17 protein-coding genes and 2 pseudogenes are annotated in these 10,560 nt (G+C 58.1%); 8 read left to right on the forward strand and 11 right to left on the reverse strand.

Features of this window, described 5'->3' with window-relative positions; genetic code table 11:
* The 3 genes from SO139_RS44105 to SO139_RS44115 all read right to left on the reverse strand — a co-directional run.
* Positions 1-191, reverse strand: a 191-nt coding sequence (locus SO139_RS44105; protein ID WP_498541998.1) for a hypothetical protein, incomplete at its 3' end; no start/stop codon positions are given.
* A 66-nt stretch (positions 192-257) separates the two neighbouring features.
* A complete protein-coding gene (locus SO139_RS44110; protein ID WP_498541999.1) occupies positions 258-494 on the reverse strand; it encodes a DUF6894 family protein in 237 nt (78 codons plus the stop codon).
* An 86-nt stretch (positions 495-580) separates the two neighbouring features.
* Positions 581-856 carry a ribbon-helix-helix domain-containing protein gene (locus SO139_RS44115; protein ID WP_474801740.1) on the reverse strand — a complete coding sequence of 92 codons (276 nt, stop codon included), beginning with the start codon at positions 854-856 and terminating at the stop codon, positions 581-583.
* 123 nt (positions 857-979) lie between these two features.
* Here SO139_RS44115 and SO139_RS44120 point away from each other — a divergent pair, with 123 nt between their 5' ends.
* On the forward strand, positions 980-1,123 hold the full coding sequence (locus SO139_RS44120) for a hypothetical protein (protein WP_498542000.1): 144 nt from the start codon (positions 980-982) through the stop codon (positions 1,121-1,123).
* Here the strand turns inward: SO139_RS44120 and SO139_RS44125 are convergent.
* The 4 genes from SO139_RS44125 to SO139_RS44140 form a co-directional block, all read right to left on the reverse strand.
* Complete coding sequence (locus SO139_RS44125; protein WP_474801736.1) at positions 1,120-1,278, reverse strand: hypothetical protein; 159 nt, start codon at positions 1,276-1,278, stop codon at positions 1,120-1,122. The genes SO139_RS44120 and SO139_RS44125 overlap by 4 nt on opposite strands.
* Before the next feature lie 238 nt (positions 1,279-1,516).
* Entirely contained in the window at positions 1,517-1,876 is a 360-nt protein-coding gene (locus SO139_RS44130; RefSeq protein WP_474801734.1) for an ATP-dependent DNA ligase, read from the reverse strand.
* Complete coding sequence (locus SO139_RS44135) at positions 1,873-2,097, reverse strand: ATP-dependent DNA ligase (protein WP_474801732.1); 225 nt, start codon at positions 2,095-2,097, stop codon at positions 1,873-1,875. The genes SO139_RS44130 and SO139_RS44135 overlap by 4 nt, the downstream gene beginning before the upstream one ends.
* A 942-nt stretch (positions 2,098-3,039) precedes the next feature.
* Complete coding sequence (locus SO139_RS44140; protein WP_474801730.1) at positions 3,040-3,273, reverse strand: hypothetical protein; 234 nt, start codon at positions 3,271-3,273, stop codon at positions 3,040-3,042.
* 645 nt (positions 3,274-3,918) lie between these two features.
* On the opposite strand from SO139_RS44140, the gene SO139_RS44145 reads away from it, so the two are divergent.
* Positions 3,919-4,296: an NUDIX hydrolase gene (locus tag SO139_RS44145; protein ID WP_474801728.1), complete on the forward strand. Its 378-nt coding sequence runs from the start codon at positions 3,919-3,921 to the stop codon at positions 4,294-4,296.
* Positions 4,297-4,391: 95 nt separating this feature from the next.
* Here SO139_RS44145 and SO139_RS44150 read toward each other — a convergent pair.
* Positions 4,392-4,706 (reverse strand): annotated as a pseudogene (locus SO139_RS44150) (transposase); the annotation flags it as partial.
* A gap of 5 nt (positions 4,707-4,711) precedes the next feature.
* On the opposite strand from SO139_RS44150, the pseudogene SO139_RS44155 reads away from it, so the two are divergent.
* From SO139_RS44155 to SO139_RS44175, 5 genes and pseudogenes are all read left to right on the forward strand, one after another.
* Positions 4,712-5,278, forward strand: a pseudogene (locus SO139_RS44155) (transposase); the annotation flags it as partial.
* A 250-nt stretch (positions 5,279-5,528) separates the two neighbouring features.
* The gene (locus tag SO139_RS44160; protein ID WP_498542001.1) at positions 5,529-6,848 is read left to right on the forward strand and encodes an adenylate/guanylate cyclase domain-containing protein; all 1,320 of its coding nucleotides are present in this window, start codon (positions 5,529-5,531) and stop codon (positions 6,846-6,848) included.
* A gap of 142 nt (positions 6,849-6,990) precedes the next feature.
* Positions 6,991-7,263, forward strand: coding sequence for a hypothetical protein (locus SO139_RS44165; protein WP_474801724.1), 273 nt, complete (start codon positions 6,991-6,993; stop codon positions 7,261-7,263).
* Between the two features lie 293 nt (positions 7,264-7,556).
* Positions 7,557-7,991, forward strand: a complete 435-nt coding sequence (locus tag SO139_RS44170) for a hypothetical protein (RefSeq protein ID WP_498542002.1) — start codon at positions 7,557-7,559, stop codon at positions 7,989-7,991.
* Positions 7,992-8,300: 309 nt separating this feature from the next.
* Complete coding sequence (locus tag SO139_RS44175; RefSeq protein WP_474801720.1) at positions 8,301-9,035, forward strand: gamma-glutamylcyclotransferase; 735 nt, start codon at positions 8,301-8,303, stop codon at positions 9,033-9,035.
* 17 nt (positions 9,036-9,052) lie between these two features.
* Here the strand turns inward: SO139_RS44175 and SO139_RS44180 are convergent, their stop codons facing one another.
* Entirely contained in the window at positions 9,053-9,202 is a 150-nt protein-coding gene (locus SO139_RS44180; RefSeq protein ID WP_498542003.1) for a hypothetical protein, read from the reverse strand.
* Between the two features lie 113 nt (positions 9,203-9,315).
* Positions 9,316-9,504, reverse strand: a complete 189-nt coding sequence (locus SO139_RS44185) for an ATP-dependent DNA ligase (RefSeq protein ID WP_474801716.1) — start codon at positions 9,502-9,504, stop codon at positions 9,316-9,318.
* A 142-nt stretch (positions 9,505-9,646) separates the two neighbouring features.
* Between SO139_RS44185 and SO139_RS44190 the strand changes: the two genes are divergently transcribed.
* Positions 9,647-9,817, forward strand: a complete 171-nt coding sequence (locus SO139_RS44190) for a hypothetical protein (RefSeq protein WP_498542004.1) — start codon at positions 9,647-9,649, stop codon at positions 9,815-9,817.
* A 497-nt stretch (positions 9,818-10,314) separates the two neighbouring features.
* On the opposite strand, the gene SO139_RS44195 is transcribed toward SO139_RS44190, so the two are convergent.
* Positions 10,315-10,560, reverse strand: a 246-nt coding sequence (locus tag SO139_RS44195) for a hypothetical protein (protein ID WP_498542005.1), incomplete at its 5' end; no start/stop codon positions are given.

Consider the following 10,560-nt stretch of genomic DNA (forward strand, 5'->3'; position numbering starts at 1 on the left):
TCGAGGTTTTCGCAGATTGAAGCGAACGCTTGTTTGGCTTCAGCAGTTTCAAAGCAAAACCGCGTCCCAAGGTTGCCCCGCTCAACCCACCAGTCGATTTTATCTCGTCGTGAAATGCGCGATGCCTCACCGCGCAGCTGATCGAGTTGGCTTCCGACGGCGCGGACGATCAAGCAGTTCTTGGTGGCCATGGAAAATTTCTCAGGAAATATAGCCAAAAGAAACCACGGAAAGTTACTGCCGTTCCTAGGTGAGGCCTAATTCTTCAATCGGCTGGCCTCGAAAATGAGGGCAATTTGAAAAACCGGACCAACTTCCGAGCGGACCTCGATAGCCATGTCCTGCTGATCGCGCAAACCAGGCGCATCCTTCAACATGGCAGCCAACGTATTCGTGGCCTCCAGCTCAGCGGCCCTTTCATTCGTCAGTTCTAGACCTTCTTCGTCCGGGTAAAGCTCGGCTCCGTCCCTGATGTCGAAAAAGTAGCGGATCACAGCAACGTCTCCAGCGCGGTCCAACGCTGGCAACCATTCACTGTTCCTAGACCACCAAGAGGCGCTGGTTTCCCCGCTTCAAGGCCTCACGCCCTACTGCTGGATGGCTGCGGGGCCGGCACTTTCTGCTGAAGCTGGGGCGCCGCAACGCGGTTCTTGAAGTAATCGAGCACGAACAGGCGTATCGCGGACGATAGGTTGCCTTGCTCGCGATTGCTGTCGATCTCGCCGACCAGCTCCGACAGCGTCATGTTGCGCAGGCCGGATATCTCCTTCATCCCATCCCAGAAAGCCTCTTCCAGGCTGACGCTAGTCTTGTGCCCGGCGACGACAATGGACCGTTTTACGACGGGGGATCTCATGTGTATTCCTCGCTCGATCCGGCGTAGGAACGCCGCCCTTCTTATATTACCACGAATTTCTAGTGGGTCTCGTGCCCTTTGACCTATGTCAACGGTCGTCGCTGGCTTGGGGCACGATAGGGCATGAACCAGACCAAGGAGCCGCGCCGGATTCAGGAACCGCCGAAGCCCAGGCCTTCGCGCCTGGAGGAGGCTCGCCGCCTCATTGAGGTGTATGCAGAGGATCTGCGGGAGATCATTAGAAAGCTGCGCCGGAAGCTGAACTAATACCCGGCCTTAACTCCCGGCTCGGCCGAGGAGCCAATCACCTCGTACTCGAACGCGACGCCCTCCGGGTCATTCTCGTCGAGCCAAGCGTGCGCGATCTCTTCCGTAGCGAACACCTTGAGATCCGGGCCCTGATCGTAAATCCAAACTGTCACATCTCGCGCCCTCTCGTGGGAAATCAGTCCGACGCTTCACGCCCCGTACCGACAATTTCGTGCAAACCGGATGAAATGCGTCCGGGTGATAGATCTGGTTGTTTCGCTCGACTAGGTAGCCGTAGAGCCGGGCCTGCCGCAGAGTCTTTAGTACCCCATGCGAAAGAACCAATATAACAATCATTCAAGCATCGGCTTTAGAGAGTGTTCCTAATGGCAAAGACGGTACTGCACGCAGTCACAGATCCCTGTCCATTGCAGGATGGCTGCGGTTCTTGATCTTAATCCAGAACTTCTGCCGGCCGCCGCGGTAAGGCCGATCGCGATGTTTGGAGACTAGGCCCTCAAGACCTATGCGGCACGCAGCCCGGAATAGGTCAGGTCCGATCTCGCCTCGCTCGAAGGGCGCAACCGTGATGCCGTCCAGGCGTCGCGCTAGCAATTGCTCCAGGTTGGTCTTGCGCAGGTGCAGCGGAAGGTCGCGCAGGTCGTCACCACCCATCGCCAGCACGTCGAAAGCGTAGAGCTGCGCTTCGTGATCGTGTCTGCGGGAGTGAAGCGCGTTGAAATCGGAGATCCCATCGACGCCAAGGATCACTCTCCGTCGATGACGAAGTGCTTCTGGCGGTTCTTCAGCGCCGCCTCGGCGATCCACGGATAGCGCTTGGTCCAGTCGCTGCCGTTGCGGGACAGCAGGCGCACGCGCGTATCCTCCCGAATAACCAGCATCCGGTAGCCGTCGTGCTTTACTTCGTGGATCCAGTCCGGCCCGTCGGGGACCTGCTTGCCGGCAGTCGCCAGGCAGAGCTCGTACGTCATACGCATGTGCTGAAAATAGGCATTTGCCGATAATTTTACGAATCTTGGAACGCGCTTGGGCTTTTGCCGTTCTGCCTCTGCTCCGATGAGGTCCCCCCAGGTCGGAGCGCATCTGGAAACAGCAGCATGGCGGCCTCAGTATATACCGAGCTGGGGCCGCTCTTATTTTGAGAACCTAATGTTCAAAAGCGAACAGAACCGATCGCCGAATTTTCTTAGCCTCGAAATCTTGGCGAATCCCAAATACCGCCAAGGACCTCCAGCGGCCCCGGCCTCCATACCTCCAGAATCCCACCGGCCGGGGCCTCTTTGCGGCCACGCTAAGTTCGACTGTCCTAAGTTATTGTCGGAACGATTACACGGCCTTAGCATCCACGAACAGAAGAGCATTCTCAAATGCCCTAAGTTCAAGGAGCCGCTGAGGGCCGCGCTAAAGCTGCCCAATAAGGACGGCCATGAAGTCCGTCTCTACAAATGCTCATGCGGTGAGCTGGTCTGGGACGACTGAAGGCCGATGCTCCCATGAGCAGATCGCTAAATCAGGGGCGATGCTGTTTGACGTCCCTACGGGCTGGGCCATCCCGAACCGCCGAAAGCTTACGACCACTCGGCAATAGGGCAAGTGCCATGCTGGCCGATCACGCGCGCGCCAGAAGTGTTACTAAGGAACATTAGCGTTTTACCTCAGTCCTGCTTACTGTTCGGCCAGGATCTGGGCGTTCAGGCGATGAAGATACTCAGACAGGCAATCAAGCAGGTTAGCTCTCCGATTTGCACCAAGTGCGATATCGAAATGGCGTGGTCACATTCGAGCCTTATTAAGGCCGAGCAAGCCGTGTCGCATACCTTCACGTGCCCCCGCTGTAACGCTACCGACGAAACAAGGACGCCCGTGAAGACAAGCAAGAATTAGGGCGCCTCAGTTGGTGGCCGCTCGCGTAATCAGCCGCACATAGGTCCGCTCTCGTGCAGCTCGAGCCAGCCGCGCTCGACTGCGTGCTTGATCCCGGCGCCGAACTCGGAGCCGCTCGCCTTCAGCGAGTAGAGGAACGGCGCGTTGATCTTCTCGATGTGGATGCGGCCGTCATGGACGGCTTCGATGCCGGTGGCGAGATCGACGAGCTTGCGCGCCGCGGCTTCGGGATTGGCAAAGGGACGTTCGACGGTGAGCTTCATGAACTAGCCGTAGCGCGATTCGGGCCCGGCACAGGATCTGGCTTGAGGTATTTCGACGCTTTTGGCAGAATCCCTTATTCTCAACTGGGAATACGGCCATGCCCGAATTAGGAACCCGGGAAATGGACGGTGAGCGCATCGCCATCTCGCTCCACGTCATTCGCGCCTCCCTGAAACTGCTTCAGGAAACGAGACCCTTCGCGCGACCGCCGTATGGCTCTCCTGGCAAGAAAATCACACCTGAGAAGCCCGAAGGCGTTTCGCTCGCATCAGCGCCGTTACACACGTCCGGGTCACTTAGGCTCTCATCCGGTCGGCTCTGATCCGCCACTTGGCTGCATATCCTTATCGGTCAAGCAGCTGCCAGCCGTTCTAGGTCGCTCTATTCCCCTTCGTCGTTCGTGACCTTGCCACAGGGTAAGCACCTGTACACGCGAATGAATGGCCTGTTGTTGATCGCCGGCAGTACGCCCAACAGCGTCATTTCCCGTCCGCCTGCCTCGCAGACCGGAACTTTGGAACCCCCGTTGGAACTCTTTGGCATTCCTCGGAGTTCCATCCTGGATCTTATCCGGGAAATTACGGGAACAGCTGCGGACGTCACGAGGTATACTGACGTTGCAACCTACCGAGTCGGGTCGGAGAATGGCGAAGTCGTCAAAGCTTGTCGCGGCAAAAAAGGGGCTGGTGCTCCTCGTGAGACGTCGGAGCGATGGGCGCTGGATGTTTCCAGGCGGGCGCAAGCGCGTAGGTGAGAACGAGAGGAAGTGCCTTCGCCGAGAGATCAGCGAAGAGCTGCCTAACCTCAAGCTTGGGTCTGTGAAGCTCTGGAAGGAAGTGAACGCGAAGAACCGCCGATCTGGCCGAAAGATGAGCGACGCGATCTTCGTGGCTAAGTCGGTTTCCGGTCGCCTAAAGATCGGGGACAAGAAAGAGATCGACAAGGCTGCCTGGCGCAAGCCCCGTGGTCTCCGGCTGACTCCCACTTCGCGCTATATCCGTGACAAGCTATTTCCATTCTGACTGAGCCGAAGGATGGCCATCATCGGTATCCCATGGCTGGGATCACAGGTTTATTCCAGTTGGTCGTTTGTGAAGAACGTTTCTGAGCACCGTTTTTACGCAAGGTGTGGTTGCGATAGGCGGCGACAGAGTATCCATAACAGGCCGCGTAAAAGTTCCGCGAGCCAGCGTCGGAGCAGGCTGAAGTTGTAGCCGGCGGCGGCGAGCACGGCGTTGATGCGGTCGCCGTCGCGGCCCTTGAGATGGTTACGGCGCATCCGGTGGTCGTCCTTGAGATGGCCGATCACAGGCTCGACGGCGGCGCGACGCCGCATCTCGCGACGGATCGCTTTGGTGACACGACGAACCTGGTAGCCCTTGTCGCCGTGGATGCGGCGCGCTGCAACACCTGTGAGCTTTTCGAGGTCGGCGCGTCGACAAGCTCGAGGCGGTAGCCGATCGTGGCTACTACACAGGCGAGGAGATCAAAGCCTGCGCCGATGCCGATATCGCTGTGATACTGCCGAAGCCGAATACGACGGGCATGGAGGCGAAGGGCAAGTTCGGCAAGCACGACTTCGCATACCTGGCCAAGCAAGATGTGTATCGCTGCCCGGCTGGCCAGTTGCTGGCATATTGGCTCACAACAGTGGATGGCGAACGCACCATTCGGCGCTACGCCACGAAAGCTTGTGGAAGCTGCCCACTGAAGGCGCGCTGCACCACGGCCAAGAACCGCGTCATCTCCCGTTGGGATCATGAGCACGTCATGGAGGATGCCCAGAGGCGGCTTGACGCCGATCCTCAGGCGATGCGTCGCCGTCGAGAGACGGTCGAGCATCCGTTCGGCACACTGAAGATGCGCATGGGCGCGACGCACTTCCTGATGAGGCGTCTGCCGAAGGTCGCCACCGAGATGGCGCTGCACGTGCTCGCCTACAATCTCACGCGCGTGATGAACCTCATCGGTATCAAGCCGCTCATCGCAGCGATGCAAATGTGATGTTGCACCATCTTGCGCGTGTCCCTCCGCTTCGGGATCCTTCAGAACCACCGCAAAACGCTTGAGGCACGGATTCTGCGATCGACGTCAGAAAATATGCCAACTTGCCAGCAACTCACCCGACCGGCTCAGGCTGCTTTAAGGTGTTTTCACGCAACCAAGACCCGGAACGGACCTCGCATAATGTTGGTCGATGTCCTATAGTCGGTGACGCCAAGGACACAATAGTTGGCCCATATAGGGGGCCCAAATGGCTGATTTCTTGCTGCCTGAGACGCGTTACGCTCTCCGCGGCGACGTCAGTATCGCTTATCAGACGATGGGCGCGGGCCCCGTGGATATCATCGTGGTTCCCGGCCTCGCTTCGCATGTTGAGTTCATGCATGAGATGCCAGGTTATACTGCATTTCATCGTCGTCTTTCGACATTCGCTCGTGTCGTCACTTTCGACAAAAGAGGTCAGGGGCTATCGGATCGAATATCCGACGCGCCTTCGCTTGAGCAGCGCATCGACGACGTCCGCGCCATCATGGATACCATCGGCTCTAAACAAGCAACTCTCTTTGGACATTCCGAGGGGTGCCCGATGAGCGTGTTGTTCGCGGCAACCTACCCGGAACGGGTATCCCGCCTGATCCTCTTTGGGGGGTACGCGGTGGCAGCAATGTTGTCGAATGATATGGAGCGAAGAATTGCGGAGCGCCTGAAGTTTTGGGGCACCGGCGAAATGTTGAAAGCACTCTCACCGAGCCAAGCAACGAATCAGAGCGCTATAGATCAGTTTGGCAAATACCAGCGGTTGGCAGCCAGCCCCGGAGCGATCAAGGCAATCTCGCTCTTGAACGCCCAAATCAATGTCAGGGCGATACTTCCGAACGTACAGGCTCCGACACTTGTGCTTCATCGCAAAGGCGATGTTTTAACCCCCATCGAGCATGGTCGCAACTTGGCGGCGCAAATACCGAATGCCAAATTCATTGAATACTCCGGTCAGGATCATTTCTACTTTTCTGGCGACTTGGGGACGTTGCTCGAAGACATCGAGGAGTTTGTGACAGGACATCGCGAGAGTTCATCGACTGATCTTGATCGCGTTCTGGCGACTATCTTGTTCACTGATATTGTCGATTCGACGCGCAGCGCTGCTGCGATAGGCGATCGGGCATGGCGGAGATTGCTGGACAGTCACGATCAATTGGCAGTTCAAACCATCGAAAAATATCGCGGAACTTTCGTTAAGACGACGGGCGATGGAATTGTGGCAACGTTTGATGGACCGGGCCGCGCGGTTCGCTGCGCTTTGTCATTGGAATCGGCCTCGAAGCAAATGGGCTTGCCGTTACGTGCGGGTCTCCATACTGGCGAAATCGAAATTAGAGGTCGGGATATTGGAGGAATAGCCGTGCACGCCGCAGCTCGCGTCATGGCGCAGTCTCGGGCCAACGAGGTTCTCGTTTCAAGAGTTATCACTGACCTGGTTGCCGGGGCAGGTCTGAAGTTCTCCGAGCGCGGGTCGCACGAACTTAAGGGCCTCCCGGGTCGATGGGATTTATTCGCTGCAAGCGCATAGTGAATGTCTGCCACTGTGGCGTCGAGGAGAAGGACGCGCCGCACACCTAGCCCGATGCGGTGCTCCGTGAAGCGAATTTCACCGTGATTGACCGGAGCACTGAAGCGCGCACGGCCGAGATTACGGTGGCTCGGTTCTAGTCATGGGCAAGAAATTGCTTCCCCCCGAGTTTGTGTCCCATCGGATCGCCCATCGGCTTGATGGCTACGTCGTCGATCACGGTGGTGGCGTGCCTCGCGCTGTCGCTGAGGCGATGTTCGATGCGATGCCGTGCGTTGGCCGCTCCAGCGAAATTGATCGTATTCGCCGCCGTATGCTCGTCCGGCAGCATGAGTATGAGTTTGCACAAAAGGTGCGCAAGGCTCGTGAGGAGCGCTTCAAACGCGCGAGAGCGCGCAAGAAATCAGTGGTGTGACGTGGGTTGGCTGTCGTTTCTTTCCTGCGACAGCGGTCATCCGGAAATGCGACCGCGCTGTCCTTCGATGGCGCGGCCGTAGGAGGTTAGAATGACCAACATCGATGACAAAGAGCGGGACGAGTACGACGTACTGCTCGCTGCTCTCGGCCGTTCTTTTGACGAGGACGTGCGGATCGCGATCCATGAGAGCGGCCATATCGTGGCCGCGCGGTTGCTTGGGCATTCTCTGGGCCGGAGCGACGGTCAATCCCTGCCCCGGCTACGGCGGCCGGGTTTGGAGCGACCGACACATGGAGGCGTATGCCGAAGGCCGGGGCGATGCTTTTCACGTTCGCCATGCACTTGCTCCGTTGATGCCGCAGCCAGGTGAGGATCACAGTACCGTCTCCGACATCTACGGGAATTGTTACACTCAGGTGATCGAGTTGATGGCCGGCCGCGCTGCCGAACGCATGTTGCTCGATGGTGAGCCTATCTTGCCCGTTGATGATCTCCGGCAGGCTCGTGAGCTGGCTTTGCTGTTCTGCAAGTCCGAGGAGGCAATCGAAAGTTTCATCGAGCATTGCGAGGTTGCGGCGCGCTCTCCTGATGCCGCATTCCGATCTCGTGATGGTGTTGAGCACGGTACTGCGGATCAAGCGAACGCTCGATGGAGCCGAGATCGACAAGATCATCCTAGAAGCGGAGACGCGCAAGGCGCTGGCGATCGAACATCGGCGCCGTGAAGACTGGCGCAAGCGCGAGGTGGCAGCCGCGCGATTTCGCGCCCAATGCGATCACACCAATGCGGCAGCCGTGCCACCTTCTGCACCAGATCAGGTGCCGTAATCGACGACATCAAAGATCAAAGGCACGGCGGATGTAACCGGCCTGACGATCTTGGAAAGGCCCCGACCTGCAAGCGTCGGGGCCTTCTTTCTGGAACTCTATCTCGACGCGAACGGCACCGGTCCTGTCCTATTTCAACTCGCGTGCGGACTTTCGCTGCTGAGGCAAAATACGGTAATTTTAGTCGCCTCACAGGGATGGCTCTAATGGCTACGACGCTTCGAGAGATGGCGCTCACGGCTGATCTCGTCGTTCGCACCACGCGCTTGGTCGAGGATGCAGGCCCTAGTCCCGGCGCGGTCTACATGACTGGTGAAGATTACGACGTGGTCATAGGCAACGTTCTCGCACACGCTCCAGCCGGTGATGTTTGGCTCTTTGGTTATGGCTCACTTCTCTGGAAGCCGGCATGTGAATTTACCGAACGCCGGATAGCCACGGTTCGGGGATGGCATAGGGCGTTTTGCTATCGCGTGGCCCGCTTTCGGGGCACCCGAGATCAGCCGGGATTGATGCTCGCACTTGATCGCGGCGGCAGGTGCAAAGGTATGGTCTTTAAGCTCCCTCCGGCGCAAGTCTCGGCGAGCCTAAATGCCCTGTTTCGTCGCGAAATGATGGTCAAACCAGCGGTGAACGTGCCTCGTTGGATGGTGGTTGAAACAGATGAAGGTCTGATCCGTGCTCTGGGAATGGTGGTCAACCGTCATAGCCCGCATTACGCTGGGAAGTTGCCGTTAAATGATGCCGCCGATATTCTGGCATCAGCTGCGGGACACTGGGGCTCCTGCGCTGAGTACCTAAGGGAGACTGTGTCCCGACTAGAGGAATTAGCCATTCACGACAAAGCGCTATGGCAACTCCAAGCGCTAGTGGCGGAAAGGCTGCAATCTACACTTCGCGACGAAGCATCGACGGCAGACACCACTCAATCGGGGTCCTGATAGTCGCTTTTTGGGCTTTACAGCTCCCGCTCCATCGCCGGATGCCGCTGGTTCTTGACCTTGATCCAATGCTTCTGCCGGCCGCCGTGATACGGCCGGTCGCGGCGTTTTGACACCAGTCCCTCAAGTGCCCATGTTGCACGCGGCACGGCGTAGATCAGGCGCAAGGTCGCCACACTCGAATGGATTGACGAACACGCCCTCAGGACGGCGCGCCAATCGGCGCTCCCGAAGGCGCAGAACTGCACTTCATGATCCGTGCTTGCGCGAGTGAAGCGCGTTAAAATCTGAGATGCCATCGACGCCGAGCGACCGCTTCACCATCGAGCACGAACTGCTTCTGGCGCACCTTAAGCGCGGCCTCGACGATCCAAGGATAGTGGCTGGTCCAATTGTAGCCGCCGCGCGTGATAAGGCGAACGCGGTTGCCATCGCGCTCCAAGCGCAGGCGATAGCCGTCGCATTTCACCTCATGAAGCCTATCTCATAGGAACCTATGTCGGAAAGCGGTATTATCATCCATCACCGGCCAAGGCTCTGTCTCTGTCCGTAGGCGTCGGTGGCTGAGAGACCGATAGCGCTCCCGCCTGCAAAGCGGAGGGAGTGCCGGCATGACCGACCGTCGGCCAATTCTATCTTCAACAAGCATCATGTATGATCAGATCGAGGCGCTGCGTCGCGTCATTGAACAGGCGCGAGAGCTGCTAAAGCAGCCCCCGCCCGACACATTCGTGGGGCGAAAGACCTATGAGCCGTTTGTTCCAGAGCAGACGGATGGCTAGCATAGGCAATTTTAGGAACGCTCTTGATCGCCTAGTGTAGACCTCGGTCAGCTAGGTGCATGCTCATGGGTATAGAACAGCTCCCCCCGCGTGCTCCCTCATGTCTTTGCGGAGGGAAGGTTCAGGCTTATGCTCAGGCTTCCCGATCCCAAGAGCCAGCGGGAGACACGCCTGTTTAGGTGCGAGTGCGGCGAATTGATTTGGGAAGATTAGCAAGCTGCCAGCCGACCCGTTTGCCCTCTTCATTGATACGCTGGACCTGCGACTTATTCGACAACGCTTAGCCTAGGCGATCGGCTCGGTCATAGCTTGCTCCCGTTGTCGATGCGAAAGGCGAACTTGGAGCGTCTGCTGGCGCGGCGTCCTGAAGGTGTGTTCGTCAATCCTTTCGAACTCGGTACGTGATTGGAAGGTCGCGCCGGAGTTTTGCCAAGGCAGCTTCGTTCGAAACGGGGATCGCTCACTTCTCACCGACTCGTGAATTTCCCTGCGCGGGTCTACAAAACCGGGTTGATCGAGATGGTCTCTCGCACCACGAGCGCCACGGGAGCAGGGCCGAGTGTGCCGGTGCCCGACGGGGCCAGCGCCGACAGTGCCAAGGGTCCTAGCGGCCAGAGAAAGCGAGCATCAACCTCCGCGCCCCCACGCGGCGTAAGCGCTTGCGCTTGAACCTCCTCCGAATTGATGGACACCTGTAGTAGGCTCGAAGAGCCAGGAGGTGTCGGATGGAAGGACGTCAACGT

The sequence above is a fragment of the Bradyrhizobium sp. UFLA05-89 genome, from assembly GCF_059803475.1.

Coding starts and splice junctions, on each gene's coding strand:
- SO139_RS44175 (WP_474801720.1), top strand. CDS start 8,301: ATGGCTACGACGCTTCGAGAGATGGCGCTCACGGCTGATCTCGTCGTT.
- SO139_RS44160 (WP_498542001.1), top strand. CDS start 5,529: ATGGCTGATTTCTTGCTGCCTGAGACGCGTTACGCTCTCCGCGGCGAC.
- SO139_RS44135 (WP_474801732.1), bottom strand. CDS start 2,097: ATGACGTACGAGCTCTGCCTGGCGACTGCCGGCAAGCAGGTCCCCGAC.
- SO139_RS44115 (WP_474801740.1), bottom strand. CDS start 856: ATGAGATCCCCCGTCGTAAAACGGTCCATTGTCGTCGCCGGGCACAAG.
- SO139_RS44190 (WP_498542004.1), top strand. CDS start 9,647: ATGACCGACCGTCGGCCAATTCTATCTTCAACAAGCATCATGTATGAT.
- SO139_RS44165 (WP_474801724.1), top strand. CDS start 6,991: ATGGGCAAGAAATTGCTTCCCCCCGAGTTTGTGTCCCATCGGATCGCC.
- SO139_RS44140 (WP_474801730.1), bottom strand. CDS start 3,273: ATGAAGCTCACCGTCGAACGTCCCTTTGCCAATCCCGAAGCCGCGGCG.
- SO139_RS44170 (WP_498542002.1), top strand. CDS start 7,557: ATGGAGGCGTATGCCGAAGGCCGGGGCGATGCTTTTCACGTTCGCCAT.
- SO139_RS44120 (WP_498542000.1), top strand. CDS start 980: ATGAACCAGACCAAGGAGCCGCGCCGGATTCAGGAACCGCCGAAGCCC.
- SO139_RS44145 (WP_474801728.1), top strand. CDS start 3,919: ATGGCGAAGTCGTCAAAGCTTGTCGCGGCAAAAAAGGGGCTGGTGCTC.